The organism is Leptolyngbya sp. 7M (assembly GCF_018128485.1).
On sequence record NZ_CP070897.1, the window covers coordinates 4,624,682 to 4,650,668 of the forward strand.

Sequence of the window (25,987 nt, forward strand, 5' to 3'; positions counted from 1 at the left end):
CCCAGCGAACCTAAAGGTCTTCAGGATCGCAAATCCGAAATCCAAGATCGAAAAATATGATCAGCGGAATCATTGGAAGAAAGGTCGGAATGACGCAGTTGTTTGCCGAGGACGGAACGGTAACACCGGTTACGGTCATCAAGGCAGGTCCGTGCGTCGTTGTCCAGACCAAGAGCGCCGCGGGGCGAGATGGCTATAACGCAGTTCAGCTTGGGCTTGTTGAAGACACCCCGATCCGTGTAAAGCGGGTCAAGAAGCCAATGCTTGGCCATTTTGAGAAGACTGGCGGCGGCATACCGCCGACCCGTGTTTTGAAGGAGATCCGTCTTGAGGCGGAGCCCGAAGCAAGCGTTGGAGATCGCGCTGCGGGCGCCGGCCTGAGCGGCCGGGCGAAACGACGAAGCCCCTGTCATCGCGAAGGATGCCAGGGGCTTGTGGGAGTATTGGGATGTGATGGATGCGGGGACAGGATTTGAACCTGTGACCTTCAGGTTATGAGCCTGACGAGCTACCGGGCTGCTCCACCCCGCGGGAGGGGTCAGTGGTCAGAGGTCAGTGGTCAGAGGGGTTTGAGTGTGTGGTGAGGCCAGTTTTTTCTGACCTCTGACCTCTGACTGCTGTTTCTGATCCGGCTGGGTGGTCCGGCGGCGACCGACTCTCCCGCATCTTGAGATGCAGTACCATGGGCGCTGAGGTGTTTCACGGCCGAGTTCGGGATGGGATCGGGTGTGTCATCCTCGCGATGACCACCGGACCACCGGGCCGGATCAGAGCGGTCAGTGTCAGAGGTCAGAGGTCAGAACGATGTTCTGACGGCTGACCGCTGACGGCTGACCTCTGGATCTGGTGTGTGTGCGGGGCAGGGGGCCTTTGTCTGACCCCTGACCTCTGACGGCTGGCTTCTGACAGCTGTTGCACGGCTTGGTGCTGCGCGCGGGCCGGGTGTCCTGGGGACGCCCTGGCCGGTGCGGTGCTGGTGATGGGGTGGGCGAACGCGATCGGGCGATTAGGACCGCTCGGCTGAGAGGGTTACCCCTCGTATACCTGCGGCCTATTGACGTGGTGGTCTTCCACGGCCCTCGGCGAGACCTGGTTTTGAGGTCGGTTTCCCGCTTAGATGCCTTCAGCGGTTATCCGTTCCGCACTTGGCCACCCGGCCGTGCCGCTGGCGCGACAACCGGTTCACCAGAGGTGCGTCCTTCCCGGTCCTCTCGTACTAGGGAAAGCTCCTCGCAAGTCTCATACACCCACAGCAGATAGGGACCGAACTGTCTCACGACGTTCTAAACCCAGCTCACGTACCGCTTTAATCGGCGAACAGCCGAACCCTTGGGACCTGCTCCAGCCCCGGGATGCGATGAGCCGACATCGAGGTGCCAAACCTCCCCGTCGATGTGGACTCTTGGGGGAGATCAGCCTGTTATCCCTAGAGTACCTTTTATCCGTTGAGCGATGGCCCTTCCACGCGGGACCACCGGATCACTAAGGCCGACTTTCGTCTCTGCTCGCGCTGTCGCGCTCGCAGTCAGGCGGGCTTGTGCCTTTGCACTCAACAGCCGATGTCCGACCGGCCTGAGCCCACCATCGCGCGCCTCCGTTACCATTTGGGAGGCGACCGCCCCAGTCAAACTGCCCACCACGCAGGGTCCCGATCCCGGATGACGGGATGCGGTTAGACGCCAGAAAGGCGCAGGGTGGTATTTCAAGGCTGGCTCCACCAAGGCTGGCGCCCCGGCTTCAAAGCCTCCCACCTATCCTACACAGCCCCTTCCTGGCGCCACTGCGAAGTTGCAGTAAAGGTTCATAGGGTCTTTCCGTCTAACTGCGGGTACCCCGCATCTTCACGGGGAATTCAATTTCGCTGAGCCCATGCTGGAGACAGTGGGGAGGTCGTTACGCCATTCGTGCAGGTCGGAACTTACCCGACAAGGAATTTCGCTACCTTAGGACCGTTATAGTTACGGCCGCCGTTTACCGGGGCTTCGGTTCGGAGCTCGCACTCCTCCCCTTGACCTTCCGGCACCGGGCAGGCGTCAGACCCTATACGTCGTCTCGCGACTTCGCAGAGCCCTGTGTTTTTACTAAACAGTCGCCACCCCCTGGTCTGTGCCACCCATCCCTGGTTGCCCAGGAACAGGTCCCGCTTATCCCGAAGTTACGCGGGCAATTTGCCTAGTTCCTTCAGCATGGTTCCCTCAAGCGCCTTGGTATGCTCAACCAGTCCACCTGTGTCGGTTTCGGGTACGGTCCATATGCCAGAGCTGTTTCCCGGACCCCTCCAACCGCACCCCCAATCCGATAAGGGGATACAGCGTCTCAGGGCCGTCACTTCTGGCGGGCGCGGCTTATTCAGCAGGATACGCCTTTTTTCTCCTTTTTCTCATACACCAGATCCAACCATAACTCCATCAGAACCCACCATCAAAGTCCTTCCTAGGGGAGCAGATCCATTCAATCCCGACAGTCTTGTTGAAATAGAAGGTCCTATCTTTTTGGAAATAGGAAGCAATACTCGAACATTTGATATTGATGGTAATCCTGAAGATAATGGTGCTGGGTTGGTACACATTCTAGCTGCACATGCTACAGACTTTACTAATCAAGGAATACCTGAAGACAGGATTGTAGATGCCGTAGTAGCGGCTGTGACTAAGGGAACAGATGTTGGATCTCAGGGAAAGAAAGTAGGTCGCCGCATCTATGAAGTGAATCTAGGAGAAGCACTGGGAATTCCAGGGCTTGGGGTGAGGCGTATAGCTGTGACTGTAGGAGACAATGGATTTATTGTTGGGGCTAATCCTGTCAGTTTCTAGTAGCAGTAATTCTCTTGAGCAAATCAACTAGGAGAGGTAACGATGGTTTTGAGATTCAAATTGAAGGCGAATTATAGTAGTTGGCCTACATGGTATGCCGACGGTGTTAGGGTTGGAGACTTTGATCCTGCTCAACTTCCCATTAGTCAAGAAACCCTTCAACGCCTGCTCAAGTGGCAGGAGGTTTACGACAGCACTTATCAGGACGACTATCCGTATAACTCCAGCTTTCCCAGCCAAGAGGCACGAGAAATTTGGGGCCGAGAGAGACTAAGGCTTTGGGCACAACTGCACAATGAGCTCAGTTCAGAGTATGAGGTAGTTAGTGACATCATGCATGAAGGAAAGATACAAGTTTTGACACTAGAAGAATTACCAGACGAAATCAAAGCAAGGTGTCAGAATGACATCGAGAATGCATCACAGCCATTGCTGTAGAATGTGCTTACAGAAGTGCTAACTCAGATTGTTGTACTCAGACAATAGATGTAGGCAGTCACTCATGTCGTAAAACCCAGTAAATATGACGTGGCTGCCTTTTCCAATGAATAGAGAGATTTACACCAAATACAACCCGACTTTTGGATGCAGCCAGACAACTGTGGCGAGAGGTTAACCTGTTGCAAGGTATTGGGCGCACTTATGCGGCACTTAAACCTGCTTTGGCTGCGGATACGGCCACGACTCCGACACCCAACTTCCTCGATGCGCTGTGGCGGGCACAGTTGCCCAGTGACCCCAGTACGCCAAAACCCTATGAGGAGATTCGAGCTGAGCTGAATTTGTGATTTTCTCAATGGGAAAAAGTACGTTGAGGTTAGAGTATACTGCCACAATTGATAAAAACAATCCCCATATTGGAAGGTATGCCTCCCATCCTAGCTATGTCTCTTATCCCTATACTTTGGAGCTACGATATTCAGTTAACGATAGCTTTAAAGACGCTTTGGATGAACTGAATTTAATTCCTGGTGATCAAGAGCTTCCTAGCAATCCTACACCATATCCACTGACAGCATCATGGACAATCATTGAGGCTGGCTGGACGAGTCCCACGTATAATTACTAGCTAGAGTGATGAATATGTCACTTTGAGTAGTGACTGTCCTCATTCAGTGTTGCAAGAGCAACGAAGTAGAATGAAGTATCTCAGTAACAATAAAGCAATGTTGAGATACTTCATTCTTTTAGATAATTCATCTAATACAATGATGTATTTTCAAAACAACTGGCTCTTCTATTTCATTACTTCAAGCAGGTAGTTTCAATAATGGCACGCCAACTTAACAAACTGATATTAGTTTTAATATTACTAATTTGCTTTGCCTGTGTACCAATTGACTATGAGGGCAATTTGACGAATGGCTATAAGATTGTTAAAACAAATAGCACTAGTTATGCTATCACCTATCCAGGGACAACAGTGCTAGTTCCCGAAGAGTACATCACAGGCATCAACATCAAAGGCGATATTATCTTTGGTAGAATTGATCCGCTTACACCAGAACAGCAAAGGCAATCCTGGAGAAATTGCTGGCGATCGAATCGACAATGACCGCAATGGCTACGTCGATGACCTGTTTGGTTGGAACTTTGGCGCAGGCCAGAATAACAACAACGTGCTGCCAGGTACACGCGATCCAGGACAGGCGCACGGAACCCATGTGGCTGGAACGATTGCAGCCGAGTATAACGGATTTGGCACAACGGGTGTTGCCCCCAACGCTAAAATCATGGCGCTTCGAATCAGTGATGTACGAGGCAATCGCTTTACGAATCCAGGCAATTTAGCCGAAGCAATTCGCTATGCGGTAAACAACGGCGCGAAAGTCATCAACATGAGCCTAGGATGGACCGAATCGCCTGAGTTGATCAATGCCCTCAACTATGCTGCTAGTCGCAATGTCATCACTGTCAGTGCGGCTGGCAATAGTGGGCTGGCTGCGCCCGCTGCTCCCGCTAAATATGCAACCCATCTTGGTATTTCAGTAGGTGCCATCGACTTCTATGGTAGAATTGCCACCTTCTCTAACCGGGCTGGGTTTGACAGCCGCATGCAGCATGTAGTTGCGCCGGGGGTAGGGGTGTGGTCCACCATGCCCACGAATTTCTCGAAGTGGTATGACACAATGAACGGCACCTCAATGGCAGCTCCCCATGTGGCTGGTGTGATTGCCCTGATGCTGCAACGCAACCGCAGTCTCACCCAGTCCCAAATCCTGGATTACTTGACTAAAACCGCGCGGCGAGACAGCTTTACTGGGGCAAGTCCTAATGCAACCTGGGGTTACGGCAAACTGGATGCCAAAGCAGCGGTCGATCTGGTTACGCCGCCTCAATTGAAAGTCGTTTCACTCTACGAATACCATGCTCAAGATCCGGCAGGTCGCTGGCGCTTCTTCTATAGCAGAGCCGCGAATGTGATGGATGGATGGACGCGCAGCGGGCGAGAGTTTCTGGTGATTGGTGAGAAGGCCGAGGATGCGATTCCGGTCTATCGCTTTTCCGCCGATACGCCTTGGCGGTTCCAGTATTCGCGTTCGATCAATGCCGGTGGCGACGGTTGGCACAACGACGGGATTGCCTTCTACGCCTATGCAAATGCCGCTTTCAACAGACGACCCATCTATCAATACTCGGCTCCAAATCCCTGGCGGTTCCGCTATTCGCCTGAGGCCAGCTTGCCTGATCCGGGCTGGCGCAATGATGGCGTAGCATTCTACATTCCAACCAGCCGCTAGTTGCCGGGCCATTAAGTAGCTTGAAATTTGGCCATTAGCCAAGCCACAAGCTGACCATCATCCATCTGTTGCCGTTGTTCGATCGCCTCTCGGATAACGGCAATTTCTAAATTCGGCAGCACCTGCGATTGCTGAATGCGTTTGCTGCCGCAATTGATCATTTGAAAGGCAATTATCTCAGCTTTCTCGACATCAACTACCCAATATTCTGAAACACCTAATTCCTCATAAAGCAGGCGTTTTTTACCCAGATCATCATTCAGCGAAGTATCGGCAATTTCAATTGCTAAATCGGGAGGCGGTACCTGATCAAGATTGACGACCGAACTGCCCTGCGGAGCCAACGACGCCCGCTCACCCAGATAATATGACACATCCGGTTGGGCTTCTCGAACGCCAGGCTTCCGGTAGCTGCAATTGACCAAACCTCGTAGAGGAATCCCTTTCAACGCACAATAGAGCGTGATGATGACATGAATAATGCCGTTATTGCTAGCGTGATCAGGGCCAACTCCCATTTCCACCCGCATTTGACCGCCATAATAGTATCCTTTGGCTTTGGTATAGGTCGAATTGTCAGTCACCTGTAGAAATTCTTCCCAAGTTGCCGTTAGCCAGGTATTAGTCAGTAACTTAGGTTGGCTTTGTACCATAGGTACCATAGTAAGATTCAGAAAGCAGCAGACCTTGAAGTAATCTAACCCAATTCAATCATAGAGTGCGTTCGCGTAGATAGGTGCAGCACAATCATCTTTCCTGATTCGCAGTCAGCCGCTGCTGGTGTATCGCTTTGTCAACTATCTGCGGCGGTCTCAGCGAGGAGGCATGACTCAAGTGCCAACCGGAGAGCTGATTCGCCTGGTGTCTGAAGAAATTACGCCCGATGATGCCGATAACCCGGTCAGTTTGCTAGACGCTCAGGCAATTTCTCAGTACCAGGAATCCCAAGCCTGGGAAGAACAGCAGGCAATGCGCTCCAAAGTGCTGCAAGAATTCCTGACTTATTTGGAACAAGAGGTAGAACCTGCTGCTGCCGAGTGGCTCAAACTTCATCTGCAAGGCCAATCCCAAGAGGTGATTGCTCAAACGCTGAACCTAACGGTAAATCAGGTTTATCGGCTACGAGAGAAAATTAGCTACCATGCGATTCGCGTGTTTGGGTTTAAGCATCAGTCAGAGCTAGTCGGCACATGGCTCGGTACATCCTTGGCCGAGCACAATCTGGGACTCACCCCAGAACAATGGCAAACGCTTTGGGATGGTCTCACACCAGTGCAGAGGGAAATCATTGAACGGTTAAAAGCCAAATGTGGCCTGGATACCATTGCTAAAGAGCTGAATTTGAAAGTGAATCAGGTCACAGGTGAATGGAGTAAGATCTATCTAGCGGCTCAGAAATTGCGCAATATATACTAAATTTTTGACTAAAGGCTGGAGTTACGGACCGTAAAAGTCTGTAGGAACCATTTGCAGTAACCATTCTGTAGTAATCATTATCACAGCAGCTATCACAACCATCAGGCATGAGTTAGGCATGAGCAGCCTTATTTTGACCGGCTCGGCATGAACCGGCTGAATGGCTAATATATCGGGTGTTCTTGTTGGACAGGCAAATTACACGAAGGGTTAAGACGGCAGAAGAGTGCTCTTAGCCCTGAGTTGGGCACTCTAACTTAAGGGTTGGGTAACAGCTATGGCGTCGCCTTTAGACAACCAACGGGCGTCGAATCTCAGGCACTCGGTTCATCAACGCATTCTCTCCCAGTTTCAAGACGACTGGGCGACCCGTTTGAATGTCGATCAAATGTTTGTCTTGATTGACGGCGTTTTACCGTTTGAAGCCTGTCTGTACTATCAAGTTTTACCCCTGTTTCTAGAGGGCAATCAGCTACATCTAGGCATGGTCAGCCCCGATGATATGGCTGCCAGTGACTATGTGCGCCGCATTGTTTCCTACTTGAACTATTCCCTAACTTGCCATGCCGTTTCTTCTGAAGCTCTGCGAGTGGCGTTAACGGCCTATCTCAACCATGTTGGCAGTCAGCAAACTAGCCGCGAAGCCTTCAACTACGGCCATTACCGCCACACTACTCGCAAAGGTGACCGAGCCAGCAATCCCAACGAACGCCTGACGCTAGTCGTAGATAGCCCAGATGACCTGTATAGCGAGATGGACGGAGCTGAGGTAACGGCGCGTCCCATTACAGCGTCACCTAGCCCCACTGCAGCAGCAGGAAATCTAACGGAACAAACAGCTGAGAATCGGTCAGCTCAACCTGCAACCCAGCCTTCAGTTAGTTCCGAGGCGGCGGTTTCACCAGTCGTTTCGGCAGAACAGGTTCCACCGGAACAAGCTGAAGTCACTGAGCCAGTAGTTAATCCTGAACCATCCCAGCCATGCGAACTGGCCCAGCCAGATGCTCATCCGCTGTTGAACTCGCCTGCTCCAGCCCCGTCACCAGAGGCCCAACCAGCAGCCACAGCACCCGTTAAGCCTCTAGCAATGCTCCAGCTCCAGACCAAGCACATCACCAGCCCAATTGAGACACTAACGACCTTACCCCCTCAGGAACTGGTGCAGGAACTGCTGGCGCGCGTGTTGCTTGGTGGGATTGGGCGCTTGTATTTTGAGTGCTATGCCCAGCATGGGCGAGTGATCTGGAGCCAAAATGGTGTCCTGCAATCTGTGCTTGATCCGGTGGCACTGCCGGTGTTTCAAGCCGTGATTCAGGAGCTAAAGAATCTTGGGACGACTGCACACCGCACGGCCACCGCTAGCACCCAATCCAGGCAGGACTTGGCAACTCGGGATTATTTTTGCCGTTGTGGGATTAGTTACCGTATTTTTGTCCACGCAGCACTATCTGGCGATCCGGCGGGAAATTCGCGAACACAGCGATGAAATTACCGAACGTTGGGTCATTGTATTCAGCATTGCCGTCATTTTGATGGGTAGCGGCGTTTTATATTACGTGCTTGGCTAAGCCGTCTGCACGGCAAAGGACTTGGCCTCTTTCGGCTTCACATAGACCTGCTGACCCAACCGCAGATTCAGCTGTTTGAAGACCTCCCGTGATAGATAGGCTGTAAACGATTGCCCATCTTCTAGCCCCAATTCAACTTGAATTTCCCAGCCGAGGTGAATGACTCGCAATACCGTGGCTGGTACCGTTGTTTGGTCTGGACTGAGTTCGATGATCACATCATGAGGCCGCAGAAACACCGGAGCCGAATCTGGAGCTGAATTCCAATCGCCAACCTGACGAAACAGCGGTGCGGTGCTGGGCAATACATTCACCGGACCAATAAAGCTCATCACAAACGGGCTAGCCGGATTGTCGTACAGGTCTGCGGGGGTACCAACCTGCTCTACCCTGCCGTGGTTCATCACCACAATCTCATCCGAGACTTCCATGGCCTCCTCTTGGTCGTGGGTCACAAACACGGTAGTGACATGGACGGTGTCATGCAAATTGCGCAACCAGGCTCGCAGATCTTTACGGACTTTAGCATCGAGGGCACCGAATGGCTCATCCAGCAGCAGCACTTTTGGTTCCAAAGCAAGTGCCCGCGCCAAGGCCACCCGCTGCCGTTGCCCACCCGACAACTGGGATGGATAGCGCTCGCCCAAGGATTGGAGCTGAATCAGGTCCAGCAGTTCATCCACTCGGTTCTGGATGCGGGCTTTTGACTGTTTGGCAATCTCTAGGCCAAAGGCAATGTTTTGCCGGACTGTTAGGTGCTTGAACAAGGCGTAGTGCTGAAACACAAAGCCAATGCCTCGCTTTTGTACACTCTCGTAGGTAGCATCGCGTCCGGTGACAAAAATTCGTCCACTGTCGGGAGATTCTAGACCCGCAATCAAGCGCAGCAGGGTGGATTTGCCGGAACCAGAGGGGCCAAGTAGGGCAACCAGCGAGCCAGTCTTGACCTCGATGCTGACCTGGTCCACGGCTTTGAAATCACCAAACTGTTTGGATACGTTGTCTACCAAAATGCCCATAGGATAAACCTTTTACGACTAAACGAAGGGGGATCGAAAACCCCAAAAAACTAATCGAGATACTGGTGTTTTATCACAACTTGAGCTAAATTTAACCTAAATAATCCGGCAACTTGATCGATTTACCGAAGTTTTAATCTCTAGTAAGTTTATCGGATTACTGTTGATTTTTTACCAGATTACGGTAGAGTAACTTTAATAACTCCGGTATCTTGACTGATTTGCCGAGGTTAGGTTGTGTTCTATTCAACAGAATTGATTTGTATTTGGAGAGGACTACATGAGTAGCTTTAGATGGGGCCGCTTGCGCCTGCGTTCGTTCCGTGGGTTTGTTTCGATGTTTTTAGTCGGGGTTGGCTTATGTCTCACACTGGCCGCCTGCAATTCTGCGCCCAACTCCACGGCTACGAGTGACAGCGCCTCTCCGGCTCAAGGCGGCACGGTCAACTTAACCCTCGTCTCCTACGCCGTCACCCAAGCCGCCTACGAGCAGATCATTCCCAAGTTTGCCGCCAAGTGGAAAGCCGATCACAATCAAGAAGTGGTGTTTGACCAGAGCTACGGCGGTTCTGGCTCCCAAACTCGCGCTGTCATCGATGGCCTAGAAGCCGATGTGGTAGCGCTGGCGTTAGCTCTAGATACCAAGAAAATCGAGAAGGCAGGGCTGATCGATGCGGGCTGGGAAAACGAAGCGCCCAATAACTCGATTGTGCACAAGCGCATGACCGGGGGCATAGGGCAGCGAATTCAGCGTTGCCCAATCGGGTACCAGCCACGCTTCCCCTACCGGACCGAGACCGCTTCCAGCAGCGACGGCATCGTACATCACCGGAATCGCCTGCTGCGCGATCGAAATACTGACGCCCTGGGTTTGATGCTCGGCTAAAAAATCCACATGGAAGGCTTTTGCCCGAATCACATTGGCATTGTCGCACCAGAGCACCCGCACAAAGCGAATATTCTCTGCCTCTAATGCTGAACGAACGTCCATAGATGCCTAAATGCCAATCAATGTTTTATTACAGTACCTCAAGTTCTGGCAATTGCTGAATCCCACTGGAGCCGAAGCTAGGTGCGTTCAATCGTTTTAATCTTTTAGTAACATTCCGTTACAATAATCTCATCCTTCATTACAAGTTCCCGACAGCCATGCACCTGACCTGGTTAAACAGCAATTCCTGGTTGATTGAAATGGGCGGACTGCGGATTCTGCTCGATCCGTGGCTAGTTGGCCCGCTGGAGTTTGGCAATCTGTCCTGGTTGTTTCGGGGAGAGCACACCCGTCCCGTAGCGATTCCAGAGCCGGTCGATCTGATTTTGCTGTCGCAGGGGTTGGAAGACCACGCCCATCCAGCAACGCTGCGGCAGTTGGACCGAACCATTCCGGTGGTGGCCTCTCCAAACGCTGCAAAGGTCGTACAGGGACTGGGCTATCAGCAGGTGACGGCGCTAGCGCATGGAGAAACCTATCAGATAGGCCAGCAGATGGGCCAGCTCACGATTCAAGCAGTGCCCGGTTCCCCGATTGGGCCGATGTTGACGGAAAATGGCTATCTGCTGAAGGATGCTGCCGGAACCCAGCTCTATTACGAACCGCACGGCCATCATTCGCCCAGCTTAAAAGCCTTTGCGCCAGTGGATGTGGTGATTGCGCCGGTGGTGGATCTGGAGATTCCTTTGCTGGGGGCAATTATCAAAGGCTGTCGCAGTGCCCTAGAGGTGGCCCAATGGCTGCAACCACAGGTGCTTTTACCTACCGCTGCTGGAGGGGATGTAGCCTTTTCTGGCTTACTGGCAAAGGTGTTACGCGCCCAAGGCAGCCCAACTGAACTGCAACAGCAGTTGACTCAGCATCAGCTTCCGACTAAACTAATTGCTCCACCTCCGGGAGAACGGGTGAATTTACCTCTAGCAGTTACTTCTGCTGGTTCAGAGCATCTGTGACGAGCCGCACTGACAAAGCCAGTCTGAGCCGCTAGATTGCTCAGTATGATTCCCTAAAGGCGATGCATCCAAGTCACCAAGTCTGTAATTGTGCGGAGTTTTGCTTCCGCTTTACCTGAACTCTATTTGGATGCCCGTATTTCTCAGGTTGTTGACGTTGTCAAGAGTTCGGTAGTCTAACGGAAGCTTGGTCTCTAGGCCACTCTGCTTAGCAAGATCCTGTGATCGTACGGGTCGCTTTCAGATTGGTACTGCTGACCGATTTTAGCGGCTCAAGATACCGAACCCTGTGCGATTTTTGCAGCAAGCGGATGTCTCCCAATTCAGCCCCTGCATCCCAGCATCGTTTGTGTGGTAAAGGTCACTTCTCTCTGCTTTTGCTGCCCTCAGTTGTTGACCCCATCCCTTCACATCAGACCTAAACAATGAATTCCCCCGATCAGGAAAAGGTTCTCGGCTTTAAACGACGTGAAATTGCCCCTTCACGCTGCCAACCTCAGACGCCGGACAATACTTACGCAGCCGGATTCGCACCAAGCTTCACCGCAGGCCAGGAGCTGACCGAGATAGGATTACTTCAGCAACTAGAACAAGAGCAGCTAATCAACAAAATTGCGCTACAGATTTTTCAGGCATCCGATCTCTCTTATATTCTGAACCTGGCTGTCACCGAGATTCGCCGGTTTTTGCAGGCCGACCGCGTTTTGATTGAGCGCTATCACAAGGGCGAAAGTTTGGCCGTGGCGGAATCGGGAGAAGGATTCAGCACCTTGCAACCAATCATTGCCGAGGCCACCGTTGAGGGTATCGCTACCTACTTCACCGTAGAGTTCGTCGTTGCCGCCGTCTCCTTCGATGTAGTCGTTGCCGCTGCCACCATCTAGGTAGTCAATCCCCTCAGCGCCCAACAGTTCGTCGTTGCCGGCTTCTCCGTAGAGGTAGTTAGGGGCAAAGTCAAACGGAGCAGTCGGATCGCCGTTGGCATTCATGACATCGTTACCGCTGTCGCCATACATGATGTCGCTGCCGAGGCCGCCATTCATGAGGTCGTTACCGCTGCCGCCATCCATGAAGTCGTCGCCATCGAAGCCGCTCATGTTGTCATTGCCGGTTCCGCCTTCCATGTAGTCATTGCCGAAACCGCCATCCATGAAGTCGTCGCCGTCTTCACCGTAGATGGTATCATCGCCACCACCACCGTAGATGGTGTCAAAGCCAGTGCCGCCAAAGATAGTGTCATCACCAGCATTGCCGAATAGATCATCATGGCCGCCCAGCCCGTAAAGGACATCATTGCCAGCATTACCTTGCAGCCAATCTCGGGATTCGCTACCAGTCAAGACATCATCGAATGGTGTTCCAATTCGCGTAACCATAGTTAGTCTCCATTTGTGCAAGTTCTATAACTAAATCATTGCTTGACAGACTACGAACGCAATCACCCGTGTAGGTACCATTTGAGAAAACTGAATGGTTTTTCGGATGTTCAAGTTCATATAGTTCGCTTACAAAAATTCAGTCTGCAATATTGAAAAGTGATTACTAATTTGTCTCCAAATTCATCACTTTTTGCAGGAGAAAAGTTCCCTCGATTTGAGAGATGTTTGCTCCACACGGTTTTTCTAAGTGAATTGCTGCTCAACCGCAATTAGAACGGCTGCGCAAATCAAGCTCACTCGAACTACAGAAAACAGTGCAGGCCAAAATTAAGCCAAGATGGCAAGTCGTTTTGGGTAAGTTTTTTCTAAACAGCTTATTCAACCTGATGTATGGTCAGATAACTAGGGGGTAAGACGTTTGTTACAAGTAAGTCATTGCCACTCTAGGATCTGAATCCAATTCGGTTGATCTCCTTAAAATCGATGAAGCGAACCAAGTCAATTGCTCGAAGAGCCACCTCAAAGCAGGGTTAATCTAGCGAAACCACTCATCGCCTTCGTGATCGAGGGGTTTACCAGATGAGGTGTATCTAGTTGAATTTGCCTGAATTTGATTTACAACGGGTAGGGCACGAACTGATTACTCAAAACTGATTACTCAAAACTGATTATTCAATGTAGATTGCTTGTAGATGCAGTCACTCTCACGGTTTTGAGCGAATAGCAAGCTTCAACCAGTTGACCAACCTTTTGAGTTACAAACAATTAGGTTGCTGCTCTGGCTGCTGCTTATGATAAGCGCTGACTAGTGAACCGTTTTAGTAGACTGTTGACCTAAACTGACTTATATGTACCCTGTGGCGATAAGACTTGTATCAGCGTAATCTGCCAGTGACACACATTTTATGTCGATGTAATGTCAATGTAGTATTACTTGAATTTCTTACTCTACTCATAGACTACTCAACAGGTTACAGCAAATCCGGTAACTTTGATCTTTTTCCAAATTGCTTAATCTTTTCAATAGATCAATTCTATGCTACAGCAAATCCGTAGCGCTGACAGCTAGTCGGCTAGCAGGCCGGATGGCTTGGCTGCTTTACGTTGATAGCGAATACTGTCTTACTAATCTTCTACGGTTGGCCTGGGATGACTTCAGCTCAATGCTTGGGAAGCAGCCTCATTCATCTGTACTACACGCTGTTGATACAGACTGGCAATTTTAGCTACCACTTCGTCGATTGTCAGATCGTCCGTGACAATTTCGATGGCATCGCCTGCTTTGCGTAAGGGTGAAATGGGGCGTGTGCTGTCCTTGAGATCCCGCTCGTAAATGGCCTGTTCCAAGTCGCCAACTTGGCTCGCAACGCCTCATCTTCGTTGGCCCGGTCAACCAGCTGATCCAGGGCCTGCTGGCGCTGCTTGCGCGAGTCCCGCCCCGGAACTTCCAAAATAATCTCCGGAGCCTGCTTGAGTGCATAAGAAACCATACTACTTACCTTTTACTTTCACTTTAGTCTTTACAACTTACTGCTTACTTTCCACCCTTTATAGGCGCTTTCACCGCTGCCGCTAAGAGCCTATCTGCTAAGAGCCTATCTGAAAATGCCGAAGGGATTTTGGAATTCCAACACTCTGACAAGCCTCATAGGTAGTAAGCCGCAGCCTAACCGGCCACAAGCTTATTGTTACAGTTCAATATCGTTACAGTTCAATCGTGTTGCTCAATTTTTACAAAATTAGAGACTTTAATCCTATCGATCTCACTCCATAGGCCTCATTATTTTAACAATAAAAACAGGTTTTGTAGTACACCAGAGTAAAATACAGCCGCCGCCGCCTCATCTAAATACCCCTAGAGGTTGTTCTACCAGGTTATAGAAATCAGGGTATAAATATCTAAATTACCTGCTCTAATCCTTGTCATTATTAGCATTGGTTCCTGTATACTTCTATAACAACATTGGTGCTTAAGATAAATTGCACAACGTGTATTTTAATAATTCGCAGTTCACATTATTCATTAGCCGTGATTGAAACAGTCACGGGGATTTAAGAGTGAACTGGCCTTGTTGTGACTGAAGTCTTTCAAACAACAGACAACTGGATTGACCTTCACATAAAAATCAGCAACAGGATCGTCAATTCTAACCTTTAGTGGTACAGTCGCTAACATCAACTCAGCACTCAATAGCTTAGCATGTTGTAGCAACGCCAACTATAACAGCAAGGATACGCTGGTAATGACAACTTGCGATTGTGATAATACGGCAGTAGTGAAGTTCATCAGGATAATGATGCTATTGATATTATTGTCAATTTAGTTAAGGTTTCTACAACCGTTGTAGAAACGCCAAAACTTAGCATTGATGAGGAGTTTTTGTAGGAATTCATTTTATTTACTCAAACTATTGATAGCAGTGTGCTGACCCTGTTTGACACCCTGGTTGACAGACAAAACTCTAGTCGCTGGCGGCTTCAAGCCGCGCCTACACAGACCTAATCTGCGAACGTGGATTACTTAACCAAACGAATAGTCGGCGCAGGGCGTTCGACTGAGCGCTCACGAGCCGCCATCTTCCCGCTCGGCTGTTTTTCTGGCTCCATAGGGGGCAGTGTGGGCTTCGAGTGAGCCTCAGCTGAACTCCTCGCGCCGAAGCCCATCTCCCTCATTCGAAATATGTCACTTCTACCTGCATGGGGATTCTGCTGCAAGCAAAATCCAGTATCTTCAGGTATAAAGACACGCTTGCAAGGCTAAATGTTATGGTGGATAAAGCAAATCGATTTAATCAAGCCAAGCAAAAAAGCTATGAAGCTGCCCGACGGGATGTGGAGGCAGAAGTTAACCGAGAACTCAGTGATGATCCGACCAATTTAGACGAGTTAGAAAGCTTAGAAAGTGACTTAGGACTAGAGGAAGTTGACCTGGATCAGGGCGTGATTGATACGGTGGCTGCTGACACCAGTGACGATAACCTAGATGCCGACGATGATGGCATCGAGGATGATGAGGACACCGAAGAGCTGATTGATGACCGTCCTCAAGCGCTCACCGAATCCTATGGAACTGGTCTCCAGGGTCAACCTGCTGACCGAGCAGGCCGCTACTCCCGTCGCAGTGATCACCATCTCTACAACGACCCTGAACCTGTCCTTACCGGGGGGGATATCGACGCTAATTATGAGCAGGCCAGCGTAGTGGGAGATGAAGCCGTAGGCGGTACGGTGGCTACTCCAGATCAGGATGTAGTTGATGAACTGGGAGCTGCTGTAGGTATAGAGATGGATGATCGCTCGTTTTTACGCACGGGCGATATGCTAGAACCTTCTCCAGCGCGGGCGCGGGCAACTGCCTCTTGAGCCACGGTGCGAACGGCTAGCACATCCATTCCGTCTACTTCAATTCCAGGCATTCCAAATACGCTGGCTTTTTTGAAAATTTCTGGCTGGGACGTGGCCCGCTCGTGCGCCATACCAATCGCCCACTTGTTATTTTCCACCACAAAAATAATCGGCAGATTCCACAGAGCTGCCATGTTGAGACACTCGAAAAACTGACCGTTGTTGGTGGTGCCATCACCAAAGAAAGCCGCCGTCACTTGATCGGCAGATTCATCACCCATTACCTCCCGGCGATACTTGGACTGAAAGGCCGCACCTAGCGCTACCGGAATTCCTTCTCCAATGAAGGCATAGCCGCCCAATAGCCGATACTCTGCAGAAAACAGGTGCATCGAGCCACCTCGACCTTTGCTACAGCCCGTCGCTTTGCCAAATAGCTCAGCCATGACATTACGAGCCGGAACGCCAACGCTGAGGGCATGGACGTGGTCGCGGTAGGTGCTGCAGACATAGTCTTCCCCTGGGCGCATCGCCTTGATTACGCCAGTAGAGACAGCTTCTTGTCCGTTATAGAGGTGGACAAATCCAAACATTTTGCCGCGATAGTACATTTCAGCGCACTTGTCCTCAAAGAAGCGCCCGAGCACCATGTCTTCATAGAGCATCAGGCCGTCTTCACGGGAAATGGGGGCAATCGAGGGTAGCGTTGGAATTGTCCGTTCCTGAGTCATGAATTGATAGTATCCTTAACAGTAGTAAAACAACAGTAAACTCAGATCGGTTTAGCCGACTGGTTCAACCTGGGGTTTGGGTTAGTAACGCAGTTTTAGATATTATCAAGTTTCGGGGTTACGAATCTATCTAGTTCATCACCACTTCATCTCTGGACTGCATCTACTTAAATTCTGCTAAAAAGCCCAGTCTTGCCCGATTGTACGTATTGAGTGTGTGCATCAAGACCAGCATTTGAAGCTTCATTTTGTACTGGCTCCACTCCTCACCAGCAGGGCGTCTTGCACCATCAGGATAGGTTTTGCCACAAAGCTGTTTGCAGACAAATTCCTTGCAGACAGGTCCTTGCAGACAAATCACAGATTTGCTAAACCTGCTCTCAGGAGGTGTGTCGGCTAATCACGGCTAATCAAGTTAGTTCGATTCCAGAACTGGAAGCCGGTCTGAAGTTTGTTCGCATCTTTGGTTCGCGCCTCTGATACGACTTCCTGGATATGGCTCTCCCAATATAGCTTGTCTAAACAGCTCAGTTTAGGTTGGTGACTCTACTCCGCCCTGCCAGCGCTACCCGTTGATTCCCCGACTTTTTCACCTTGTAACTCTATTCTGCTCCACGATATAGCGCGATTTTCTTATCAGAAAAAGTTTAATCCTAACACTAAGAAGCATGGAAAGCATAGATTCTAAATTAAGGAAGCACTAGTTCAACTCGATTAGCTCGTCCATCGAATGGAATTTTCTCAGCAAGTCCGTGTGGTATGGATGGAGATCCGCTAAAATTGACGAGCCTTGCCTGGTATCGCAAGGAGCAAGGGAGTACATAAGTTCGCAGTGGCAGTGATGCATAGAGTTTAATCTTTTTTACTGCACGTAACGAAGGGGTTGCACTTCTCAAGAGTCCAGCGTATAAAGCAGGGTAAGTTTTTAGTAAACCCTCCGGTGACGAAACGCAAAATTGATAATGGTTTGCCCCTACCAGAGGCAAAACTATGGAGTCAGCCTTTGTAGTTGCTGAATGGTCGAGGTCTATCGTAGAACTGGGGAAAGTTTACTTTTAGTGTCAGTTGTAGATTGCAGGGGATAGGGAACGTGCGAATTCCGCTGGATTACTACCGGATTCTTGGTTTACCGATTCAGGCGACTGCCGAACAGTTGCAGCAGGCTCATCGTGATCGTATCCAGCAACTTCCCCGTCGCGAGTTCTCCGAGGCTGCCATTGTGGCCCTGCTTGGGTTTAACGTTTGGGAATTGTTTCCCGAGGCGGCTACAGCCGATGCTTACCCTCAACTGCATCGAGCCATGGGCGAACAGGTCGCGGTGCAGTTTGAGTATTTTCATTCCCCCAAAAATTGCTGGATTGAGAACCGGGGTTATCCTTCGCCCGAGGGAGTGACAGTCTTTTTGGCGGACATCACTGATCGCAAGCGCATCGAAGCCGAACGGAAGCAAACCGAGGTCGAAATTCAGCAGCTTAATCAGCAATTGAGCCATCGCGTTACTGAACTGCAAACCCTGTTTGATTTGCTGCCGGTTGGCGTAGCGATTGCCCTAGACCCGGAGTGCCGCACGATTCGCGTCAATCCCTACCTGTCTGAACTGACGCGCGTTCCGATCGATGCAAATGCTTCCCAGAGTGCGCCACTCGAAGAGCGCCCGATCTATCGCTTGTGCCGAGAGGGTGCAGAAATCCCCGTGGAAAATTTGCCGATGCAGTATGCCGCAGCTCATAACACCGAAGTTAAAGATGAGGTTTTAGATCTGGTTCATCCTGACGGCACAGTGGTTAAACTGCTCTGTTACTGCTCTCCTCTGTTGGATGAGCAAGGCAACGTCAGAGGCGTGTTAGGGGCTTTTGTCGATATTACCCAGCGCGTGGCGATTGAAACGGCTTTGAGAGAAAACGAAGAACGGCTGAAGCTGGCGGTGGAAGCTGGAAGGATGGTGGCTTGGGAATGGAACCCGTTTACCAATACCATCATCACCTCTTCTAATTTCTCTGAAATCTATGGCATCCCCGAAATTTGGGCAGCCGAACAGGGCTTTGCTCTAGTGCATCCAGAGGATCGAACTCGCCATCAAACAACCGTTGAAAACGCCGTTGCCACCAGCGGCACTTACCAATCAGAATTTCGATTTATCCGTCCAGATAATGGTGCGATCATCTGGCTGGAAGAACGAGGGCAAGCCATTCTAGATAGAAATGGTAACGTACAAAAGCTGATTGGAATCACGATCGATATCACCGCCCGCAAACAGGCGGAGGAAGACTTGCGTCTAAACCGCGAGCGCCTTGCTTTTGTGCTGGACAATACTGGCATTGGGCTATGGCTAAACTCGCTACCGCTGAATAATCTGAATTGGGACAATCGCACCAGGGAGTTTTTCTTCGTTTCACCGGGTGTTGAAACCACCATCGAGCTATTCTGGAGCCGCTTGCATCCAGACGATCGAGAGCCAACCCGCTTGGCGATTGAAGCGTCGCTGCGCGATCGGACTCTGTACCAGATTGACCATCGGGCGGTAAATCCAGACACAGGGGAAATTCGTTGGATTCGATCGGCTGGAAAAGCAATCTATGCACCGGACGGCACGCCGATCCGCTTCGACGGCATCAACTATGACATTACCGATCGCAAACAAACTGAATTGGCATTACGCGAGGCTGAAGAACGGCTGCGTGTAGCATTACAGAACGCCCCAATTACTGTATTTAACCAGGATCATGAATTGAAGTACACCTGGATTCACAACCCGGTGCTGCATGATTTACATGAGATGCTTGGCAAGCACGATCGCGACTATTTGCCACCCGAAGATGCAGAACCTCTCACCGCGATCAAACAACAAGTTCTGGAAACGGGAATCGGTGCGCGTGAAGAAATCAAAATTACAAGAGAGGGAACGCACTACTACTACGACTTAACCGTAGAACCATTACGAGATGAGAATAATCAAACTATTGGCATTACCTGTGCCGCCATTGACGTCTCAGAACTGAAGCAGAGTGAGATTAATTTACGCGAAAGTGAAGCGCGCTTTCGGGGTGTGGTGGAGTCCAACATGGTCGGCATCCTGTTCTGGGATGCGTCCGGCTGCATCACTGACGGCAACGAAATGGCAGTGCAAATGCTGGGCTATAGCCGAGAAGAACTGCAATCTGGGCAAGTTCGTTGGATCGACATCACGCCACGCTAGGGGGGTCTCAACAGGATTTGCGATCTACTGAGATTAAGTAATTCACCCTAATTAAACAACAATATAGAGTGCAGGCATCTTGCCCTAAGCAAGACGTTTGTACGCATTATGGACTCTGAAAATAATTTAGTTGATTTACTTAATTCAATTCCGAAAGTTAAGTCATCTTCCATTCCGTCTCCGACAAACTCTTACCCATTTTTTGGTATTCTCGGCGAGACGCATGGAAGAGGTGCCGCATTGTGACAGCACTGTTGGTCTCGGCGGCCAAAAACGCGGCGGCTAGCGCGATATTTTTGATGTTGCCTCCGTTTAACTTAAGCTGACGAGCTAGAAAGTCTAAATCTACCTCTGGAGCGAGCGGCACTTGAGCGGCCCAAACCGTTTGCCAAATGCAACGACGGCTACTTTCATCGGGAGCCGGGAAATGCACAATAAACGATAGGCGGCGGGTAAACGCCTCATCTAAATTCTGCCGCAGATTGGTGGTTAAAATTGCAATTCCTGCATACGCTTCCATTTTTTGCAGTAGATAGCTGACTTCAATATTGGCAAAGCGATCGTGGGCATCTCGAATTTCGGACCGTTTCCCAAATAAAGCATCGGCTTCGTCAAACAGTAAGATCGCATTGGCGGCTTCCGCTGCTCGAAAGATTCGATCCAGGTTCTTCTCAGTTTCACCAATGTATTTACTCACCACCTGCGACAGATCAATTCTGTAAAGATCCAACTGTAATTCATTGGCAATCACGCCTGCGGCCATGGTTTTACCCGTTCCAGGCGGACCAGAAAATAACACGTTAATTCCCTGACCTGCGAATGATTTCTGGTCAAATCTCCAGTCTCGATAAACTCGATAGCGATATTTGAATTGATTACAGATCTCTCGTAATTGGTTGAGAGAATCAATTGGCAAAACAATATCGGTCCAGTTAGCCTGCGCTCCTACTTTTTGTGCCAAAGCCGACAGGTGGTGATGCAACTGTGAATGCACTGCGGTTAACACATCCTGAAGCGTTGGTTGAGCATGAATCGATGAATCGGAAGTCAGTGCAGCGTTCCATTCAGCCTGATGACAGGCGGTAGTCACGGCATCGGCAATTTGGGTGGGACCAAGCTGAAACCGATCACTCAAAAGCTGCACATCTGTATCGTACAGATTCACCCCAGCTGCTGTCAGTGCTGCCTGCCAGTAAACTCGACGCTCCGATTGCTCAGGGCAAGCAAATGACACAGACAAAACGCCCTTAGCCGTTTCCTGTAGGCTGCCCCAGGGTTTGGTACCCGATAGAATGACAATGCCTTTTGCCTCCGTAAGCGCTGCTAAAAAGCGGTGATAGCTGAACTCTAAGTCAGGGCTTTGCAGTCCATCTAGTTTTTCGATATAAAGCAAGGCATCTTGCAGCCAAACCGCTTGCAGCAGAATCGATAAGCGGGATTCAAAACTGTCTCTTGGCTTCAGCATTCCTACAATATTGGCTAGGAGCAAGGGTTGCTTCAGGTCCTGAGCGATGGCAATTGCTGCCTGTTGTTTTTCTGGCTCCTGCGTGCCTTCAAAGTAGAAACACAGCGATTGATTGATTTGCCGTACCGCGATTTGTCTCAAGCAAGACTCTACGATAGTTTTTCTAACTAGCGGTATTTCTTTAGCTGGGTTTGGCTCAATCCACTCACAGAACGAGCCGAGCCGCAAGTCTAATCCAGTTTGGCCCAACAGAAACTGAACGATTTGATCATCGAGCTTGAGAAAATGCGATAACAGCGAAGGTTCAACCTGATAGGGATCGGGCAATACTCGTACTATACCCGATCGCACTAATGGCGCATTCGCTGCAAAATACTGCCGGCGTTCTAATTTTAGGGTAGCTGAGGCACAGAGTAGATTCAGCGCCAGATCGACACAAGGCCGGCGGTATCGTCCATCGTTTTGCAAATAGGCATAAATTTGCTCATAGCGACGATCCGTGTGGTGCACCAACGTGAAGGTGCTCATCCAGAAATGGTAAACCAACCAAGGCAGGAGCCAAAACTTGACAAAGCCCCAGATACCTGTAAAGGCAATCAGGCTAGGAAAGAACACAACCGCAAAAATTACAACCGCAGCAATCGAAATTTTCACCTTATCCCGATCGCGTTGGGAGAACCTGGATAAGTCAAAATGCAGGTTTCCCCAGTGGATAATCGAAGCTAGCCACCAAAACCGACTGCGCAAACCACGATAGACGAATCGAACCAGCGGCGGTGCTCCGGCGTAGTTGTCGGAAGTCCAAGGTTGCCAAGCATTGTCTACCAACAGTTCATTCGTGTGGACATGGTGGAAATCATGCAGAATGCGCCAACTATGGAAAGGATAGATCAACGGCAGCATCAAGATGTGCCCGACCCAATCATTAACCCAGCGGCGCTTAGCAAACGAGCGATGCCCACAGTCATGAGCAATCACGAAGAAGCCGGTCAGGGCAGTACCTGTGAAGATCCAGGCGAAGGGAAGCAGAAACCAGGGAGCATGAGCAATGGCAATATAGCCAGCTGTTACAGCCGAGACACTGAGCACCACCTGTAGCCAAGCCTTACGGCGGTCTTTTTCAAAACAGGTGGGCGGCAGGGTTTTGATAATGTCTTTTAGTTCAAAATCAAGATCGGCATCTACTGAGAGAGCGGGTGTATTGACAAAATTTTCCGTCGTTGCAGTCATGTAGTCGATTACATCTCCATATAAGGATGGGTTGCATCATCACACAACCCAGAGTCGCGAACCTGACGCAAACACAGATAATGGCCCCATGCCCACGTAAACTCAGATTCGGGTTCTAAGTAACCATCAGGACAGGCAGAACCCTGAAAATACTTAAAAAACCTTTACATTTATACCACAAGACGGGATTGACTATCCGATCCAAAAGCAGGGATTTTCAATCAATTCCATAATTTTTTAAGGCTTGTAGCAATTTTGCGTTGAAGTTCCTCAAAAAGCGATCCTGTTGGCTTACTGCCATGAAGCGATAGGACAGAGTTTGGATCTTGAGTTGGATCAAAAATTGGCCGTCAGCCTTACCAACCCTGAGAATTATGGCCAAATCATTCAACTTCGCATACATTTATATGTCTAATTTAGGATTGAGTAACAGTTACGGCATCTACGGATAACTGTGTCAACTTTAATCACCAAACTACTTAGCAGAAACGAATCATCCGATTCTGCATATTACTCCTGGTTGATCTGCTAATTTCCTGCTGGTTTTTTGATGATTTTTTGATGATTTTGTATAAACTACATTCCTCAATAGTTTGACTATGCCTTGAACCGTTTCATTAACCCATTTCCAGTCAACCCGATTGCGATTAAAAATACCTCCGGTCAAATTTGGAAGCTGGGGATGAAAAACCCAATATCCAAGAAACCGGAGGTAATATGAAGATGAGTCCTCTCTAGAACTGATTTAGTACTGTATACAGAGAGGGTAGAACCGCTAGAAACGGAACCAATCTATGCTAGAACACTTGCAGTAAATGAGTCGTTGAATCGGAGTTGAGGGGAACACTACTTAGAATATCAGCGACCCGAGACTGACCTGAGACTAAGAAGATGCTTTGCCCCGCCGCTTACGGGTGGGAGCAGCCGCAACCGATTTGGTGCGTGAAGCAGTCGAGCGAGTTGTTTTGGGTTCAGGGGCACTTGCCTTCGCCGCGCTGCGTCTACCTCGTTTGGGTGCTGCTTCCGTCGATGCAGCCGTTACCAAATCTGGCAATTCTTGATCTTCCTCAGGTTCCAATGCTTCAGCCGCCTTCGATGAACGGCGACGACGAGTTTGGGTACCTGCTCCCTTTGCTTTGAGCTGGCGGTTACTACGCGCGAGGTAATGCTTCAGCGATGATGGCGCAATGGAAACACCCTGCTTAGCCAACATTGCTGCAATATCCTCGTAGGAATAAGGCGGGTTTGGCCGTACCTATTTGGCGGAGGATGTTCACCGCTTTCAGGAAGCTTGTGTTTTAAAAGAATTTGCTCCCCAGGTGCAAGGTAGCTATGCGCTAGCAAAGGCCGAAGAACTGTTTGCCAGAGAAGCGGGTGTGCTCTACCGGCTCAACCATCCCCAAATTCCGCGCTTTCGCGAACTGTTTCGGGCTGCCGTTGAGGGTCACGATCGGCTGTTTTTGGTGCAGGATTATGTCGAAGGCCGCACCTATCGTCAGCTTTTGGAGGCCCGCAGTCAGCAAGGCATCTATTTTTCAGAGCTTGAAATTCGGCAATTACTGGCTCAACTGCTGCCAGTCTTGCAGTACCTGCATAGCGCGGGGGTCATTCATCGCGATATTGCTCCAGACAACCTGATTTTACGGACTATCGATCGGTTGCCGGTGCTAATCGACTTCGGTGGCGTGAAGCAAATCGCTGCCGCCGCGACCTCGGCTTATGTGAACTCTAGCGTTGCCGAAACTGCCGCTCCTTTGACTCGACTGGGCAAAGTGGGCTACGCGCCGCCAGAGCAGATGCATCAAGGCCAAGTCTCACCTGAAAGTGACCTGTATGCTGTAGCCGTTACTGCCTTGGTGCTGCTGAGTGGTAAAGAGCCAGCTGAACTTCTCGATCCGAGTGGACGCAGTCAACCCTGGCAGTCGCTCGTTTCCCTCAGTCCAGAGCTGACCGAGATTTTGACGCGCATGCTGTCCCTGCATCCGGAGGATCGGTTTGCTTCGGCTGAAGCCGTCCTGCGAGCGTTGGTTCCATCAACTGACCCTGCGGTTCCAAGCCTGTCCATTCCCGAATCCACTCCGGCTTCTAGTCCTGATTCTGTCCCCAACTCCCCCAGTGCGCCTCCGACCAAGGTGACTCAAGCTGCGCCTACGCCTGCCAATCTTGCTCCTCGCTCCAAATCGGGCAGCTGGCTGACGCTGCTGTGGCTGGTGCCGTTGGTTTCCCTAATTGGAGCTGGCTGGTGGTGGCGCGAAGACTTATTAGCCCTACTGCCTCAACGTCCCAATTCGTCCCCTGTACAACCAGAGCCGCAGAATCCCCAAAACCCTCTGGAGCGTCGGGCCGAGGCGGCTGGAGTTGACTATGGGTTTTTGATCGCTCTCACCGATGCCACCTTCTACGAACGCCATCCTGAGCGAGCCGGACAGCCCCTATCTGATCGAGACGAAGATGCTAAATGGCGCAGCATTTGGGCCACCATTGCCGATGAGTGGCTCACCCAGTTGCCCCAGATCCTTAGCCCAGAAGCTCGTCAAAAACTAGGCCGCTACAGCGACGCCGACCGCGAGCAATGGAAGCAGCAGATCAATCCGCTCTATGTTGGCAGCCGTTCGCTCTACGATTTAACCGATGCTCAATTTTTCCATTTGTTTCCGGAGCAGCGCGGCAAGGAGTTTATCGATCAGCCGATCGGTCAGGTATGGCAGGCGATGGCAACCGATCAGATTCAAGCTTTACAAGATGGCAAAACGCTAGCGCGCATTCAATTTGAGCCGGGAGCCTTTAGTCAACAGCAGCAGGATAGTTTGGAAGTCGGCAGTGGCCGGGTTTACATTGCCAATCTGTCTGCTGGACAAATTATGCGTCTGAATCTGCAGGCTCCTGCCCAGAGTAGTGCCCTCTCTATCTACCTGCCGCGCCCCACTGCCGATTTACCAATGCTGCTGGAAGACTCGGCTAATCTGACCTGGACCGGCACCCTACCCCAGTCTGGCTATTACGAGATTGTGGTAGTTAACACAGCGACTCAACCCATCCAGTACCAGCTCAACCTGGCGGTTGATAATGTGTTTTCAAGTCCGATTGCGCCTGAGCAGGGTGAAGCTCCAGAGGCGAAAGATTAGCAGAGAATCTCTTAC

General features: G+C 50.4%; 17 protein-coding genes, 1 tRNA gene, 1 rRNA gene, 3 pseudogenes and 2 other annotated features. Of the genes and pseudogenes, 12 read left to right on the top strand and 10 right to left on the bottom strand.

Annotation, left to right across the window (positions count from 1 at the left end; genetic code table 11):
- Positions 1 to 56: 56 nt before the first annotated feature.
- Positions 57 to 476: a large ribosomal subunit protein uL3 gene (locus JVX88_RS23735; RefSeq protein ID WP_211620823.1), complete on the top strand. Its 420-nt coding sequence runs from the start codon at positions 57 to 59 to the stop codon at positions 474 to 476.
- Here JVX88_RS23735 and JVX88_RS23740 read toward each other — a convergent pair.
- A tRNA-Met gene (locus tag JVX88_RS23740) sits at positions 455 to 531 on the bottom strand. The genes JVX88_RS23735 and JVX88_RS23740 overlap by 22 nt on opposite strands.
- Before the next feature lie 108 nt (positions 532 to 639).
- Positions 640 to 754 (bottom strand): 5S ribosomal RNA (gene rrf, locus JVX88_RS23745).
- 244 nt (positions 755 to 998) lie between these two features.
- Positions 999 to 1,853 (bottom strand) — a sequence feature (23S ribosomal RNA rRNA prediction is too short).
- A gap of 9 nt (positions 1,854 to 1,862) precedes the next feature.
- Positions 1,863 to 2,200, bottom strand: a sequence feature (23S ribosomal RNA rRNA prediction is too short).
- Positions 2,201 to 2,252: 52 nt separating this feature from the next.
- Between rrf and JVX88_RS23750 the strand changes: the two genes are divergently transcribed.
- The 4 genes from JVX88_RS23750 to JVX88_RS23765 all read left to right on the top strand — a co-directional run bounded on the left by JVX88_RS23750 (position 2,253) and on the right by JVX88_RS23765 (position 5,554).
- Positions 2,253 to 2,813 carry a hypothetical protein gene (locus tag JVX88_RS23750; protein WP_211620825.1) on the top strand — a complete coding sequence of 187 codons (561 nt, stop codon included), beginning with the start codon at positions 2,253 to 2,255 and terminating at the stop codon, positions 2,811 to 2,813.
- 42 nt (positions 2,814 to 2,855) lie between these two features.
- Positions 2,856 to 3,251 carry a hypothetical protein gene (locus JVX88_RS23755; protein WP_211620827.1) on the top strand — a complete coding sequence of 132 codons (396 nt, stop codon included), beginning with the start codon at positions 2,856 to 2,858 and terminating at the stop codon, positions 3,249 to 3,251.
- A gap of 182 nt (positions 3,252 to 3,433) precedes the next feature.
- The gene (locus tag JVX88_RS23760) at positions 3,434 to 3,601 is read left to right on the top strand and encodes a hypothetical protein (RefSeq protein ID WP_211620829.1); all 168 of its coding nucleotides are present in this window, start codon (positions 3,434 to 3,436) and stop codon (positions 3,599 to 3,601) included.
- 690 nt (positions 3,602 to 4,291) lie between these two features.
- Positions 4,292 to 5,554 carry a S8 family serine peptidase gene (locus JVX88_RS23765; RefSeq protein ID WP_225931154.1) on the top strand — a complete coding sequence of 421 codons (1,263 nt, stop codon included), beginning with the start codon at positions 4,292 to 4,294 and terminating at the stop codon, positions 5,552 to 5,554.
- Positions 5,555 to 5,565: 11 nt separating this feature from the next.
- On the opposite strand, the gene JVX88_RS23770 is transcribed toward JVX88_RS23765, so the two are convergent.
- Positions 5,566 to 6,207 carry a Uma2 family endonuclease gene (locus JVX88_RS23770; RefSeq protein WP_211620831.1) on the bottom strand — a complete coding sequence of 214 codons (642 nt, stop codon included), beginning with the start codon at positions 6,205 to 6,207 and terminating at the stop codon, positions 5,566 to 5,568.
- A gap of 172 nt (positions 6,208 to 6,379) precedes the next feature.
- Between JVX88_RS23770 and JVX88_RS23775 the strand changes: the two genes are divergently transcribed.
- Positions 6,380 to 6,970: a hypothetical protein gene (locus JVX88_RS23775; RefSeq protein WP_211620833.1), complete on the top strand. Its 591-nt coding sequence runs from the start codon at positions 6,380 to 6,382 to the stop codon at positions 6,968 to 6,970.
- A gap of 277 nt (positions 6,971 to 7,247) precedes the next feature.
- Positions 7,248 to 8,456 carry a hypothetical protein gene (locus JVX88_RS23780; protein WP_211620835.1) on the top strand — a complete coding sequence of 403 codons (1,209 nt, stop codon included), beginning with the start codon at positions 7,248 to 7,250 and terminating at the stop codon, positions 8,454 to 8,456.
- Positions 8,457 to 8,534: 78 nt separating this feature from the next.
- On the opposite strand, the gene JVX88_RS23785 is transcribed toward JVX88_RS23780, so the two are convergent.
- Positions 8,535 to 9,557 (bottom strand): sulfate/molybdate ABC transporter ATP-binding protein, encoded by a 1,023-nt coding sequence (locus tag JVX88_RS23785; RefSeq protein ID WP_211620837.1) that lies wholly within the window; start codon positions 9,555 to 9,557, stop codon positions 8,535 to 8,537.
- A gap of 337 nt (positions 9,558 to 9,894) precedes the next feature.
- Here JVX88_RS23785 and JVX88_RS44345 point away from each other — a divergent pair.
- Positions 9,895 to 10,230 (top strand): annotated as a pseudogene (locus JVX88_RS44345) (substrate-binding domain-containing protein); the annotation flags it as partial.
- Here JVX88_RS44345 and JVX88_RS44350 read toward each other — a convergent pair.
- Positions 10,192 to 10,548 (bottom strand): hypothetical protein, encoded by a 357-nt coding sequence (locus JVX88_RS44350; protein ID WP_263975224.1) that lies wholly within the window; start codon positions 10,546 to 10,548, stop codon positions 10,192 to 10,194. The pseudogene JVX88_RS44345 and the gene JVX88_RS44350 overlap by 39 nt on opposite strands.
- A gap of 158 nt (positions 10,549 to 10,706) precedes the next feature.
- Between JVX88_RS44350 and JVX88_RS23795 the strand changes: the two genes are divergently transcribed.
- Positions 10,707 to 11,501, top strand: coding sequence for an MBL fold metallo-hydrolase (locus tag JVX88_RS23795; protein WP_211620839.1), 795 nt, complete (start codon positions 10,707 to 10,709; stop codon positions 11,499 to 11,501).
- A 617-nt stretch (positions 11,502 to 12,118) separates the two neighbouring features.
- Here the strand turns inward: JVX88_RS23795 and JVX88_RS23800 are convergent.
- Both JVX88_RS23800 and JVX88_RS23805 read right to left on the bottom strand, forming a co-directional pair.
- Positions 12,119 to 12,898 (bottom strand): calcium-binding protein, encoded by a 780-nt coding sequence (locus JVX88_RS23800; RefSeq protein ID WP_211620842.1) that lies wholly within the window; start codon positions 12,896 to 12,898, stop codon positions 12,119 to 12,121.
- A 1,137-nt stretch (positions 12,899 to 14,035) separates the two neighbouring features.
- Positions 14,036 to 14,227: a (d)CMP kinase gene (locus JVX88_RS23805; RefSeq protein ID WP_211620845.1), complete on the bottom strand. Its 192-nt coding sequence runs from the start codon at positions 14,225 to 14,227 to the stop codon at positions 14,036 to 14,038.
- A gap of 1,419 nt (positions 14,228 to 15,646) precedes the next feature.
- Between JVX88_RS23805 and JVX88_RS23810 the strand changes: the two genes are divergently transcribed.
- Positions 15,647 to 16,243, top strand: coding sequence for a DUF6335 family protein (locus JVX88_RS23810; RefSeq protein ID WP_211620848.1), 597 nt, complete (start codon positions 15,647 to 15,649; stop codon positions 16,241 to 16,243).
- Between the two features lie 17 nt (positions 16,244 to 16,260).
- Here the strand turns inward: JVX88_RS23810 and JVX88_RS23815 are convergent.
- Positions 16,261 to 16,956 (bottom strand): annotated as a pseudogene (locus JVX88_RS23815) (thiamine pyrophosphate-dependent enzyme); the annotation flags it as partial.
- A gap of 1,090 nt (positions 16,957 to 18,046) precedes the next feature.
- Here JVX88_RS23815 and JVX88_RS23820 point away from each other — a divergent pair.
- Positions 18,047 to 20,152, top strand: coding sequence for a PAS domain S-box protein (locus tag JVX88_RS23820; RefSeq protein WP_211620851.1), 2,106 nt, complete (start codon positions 18,047 to 18,049; stop codon positions 20,150 to 20,152).
- Positions 20,153 to 20,309: 157 nt separating this feature from the next.
- On the opposite strand, the gene JVX88_RS43230 is transcribed toward JVX88_RS23820, so the two are convergent.
- On the bottom strand, positions 20,310 to 22,847 hold the full coding sequence (locus tag JVX88_RS43230; protein WP_211620854.1) for an AAA family ATPase: 2,538 nt from the start codon (positions 22,845 to 22,847) through the stop codon (positions 20,310 to 20,312).
- An 883-nt stretch (positions 22,848 to 23,730) separates the two neighbouring features.
- Positions 23,731 to 24,060, bottom strand: coding sequence for a hypothetical protein (locus tag JVX88_RS23830; protein WP_211620857.1), 330 nt, complete (start codon positions 24,058 to 24,060; stop codon positions 23,731 to 23,733).
- Between the two features lie 37 nt (positions 24,061 to 24,097).
- Between JVX88_RS23830 and JVX88_RS23835 the strand changes: the two are divergent.
- Positions 24,098 to 25,972: pseudogene (locus tag JVX88_RS23835) on the top strand (protein kinase domain-containing protein); the annotation flags it as partial.
- Positions 25,973 to 25,987: the final 15 nt, after the last annotated feature.

What these genes read in the sequence shown, in the direction of transcription:
- JVX88_RS23770 (WP_211620831.1), bottom strand. Translation starts at nt 6,207, where the DNA reads ATGGTACAAAGCCAACCTAAGTTACTGACTAATACCTGGCTAACGGCA.
- JVX88_RS23810 (WP_211620848.1), top strand. Translation starts at nt 15,647, where the DNA reads ATGGTGGATAAAGCAAATCGATTTAATCAAGCCAAGCAAAAAAGCTAT.
- JVX88_RS23750 (WP_211620825.1), top strand. Translation starts at nt 2,253, where the DNA reads ATGCCAGAGCTGTTTCCCGGACCCCTCCAACCGCACCCCCAATCCGAT.
- JVX88_RS23795 (WP_211620839.1), top strand. Translation starts at nt 10,707, where the DNA reads ATGCACCTGACCTGGTTAAACAGCAATTCCTGGTTGATTGAAATGGGC.
- JVX88_RS43230 (WP_211620854.1), bottom strand. Translation starts at nt 22,847, where the DNA reads ATGACTGCAACGACGGAAAATTTTGTCAATACACCCGCTCTCTCAGTA.
- JVX88_RS23830 (WP_211620857.1), bottom strand. Translation starts at nt 24,060, where the DNA reads ATGTTGGCTAAGCAGGGTGTTTCCATTGCGCCATCATCGCTGAAGCAT.
- JVX88_RS23775 (WP_211620833.1), top strand. Translation starts at nt 6,380, where the DNA reads ATGACTCAAGTGCCAACCGGAGAGCTGATTCGCCTGGTGTCTGAAGAA.
- JVX88_RS23785 (WP_211620837.1), bottom strand. Translation starts at nt 9,557, where the DNA reads ATGGGCATTTTGGTAGACAACGTATCCAAACAGTTTGGTGATTTCAAA.
- JVX88_RS44350 (WP_263975224.1), bottom strand. Translation starts at nt 10,548, where the DNA reads ATGGACGTTCGTTCAGCATTAGAGGCAGAGAATATTCGCTTTGTGCGG.
- JVX88_RS23735 (WP_211620823.1), top strand. Translation starts at nt 57, where the DNA reads ATGATCAGCGGAATCATTGGAAGAAAGGTCGGAATGACGCAGTTGTTT.
- JVX88_RS23780 (WP_211620835.1), top strand. Translation starts at nt 7,248, where the DNA reads ATGGCGTCGCCTTTAGACAACCAACGGGCGTCGAATCTCAGGCACTCG.
- JVX88_RS23755 (WP_211620827.1), top strand. Translation starts at nt 2,856, where the DNA reads ATGGTTTTGAGATTCAAATTGAAGGCGAATTATAGTAGTTGGCCTACA.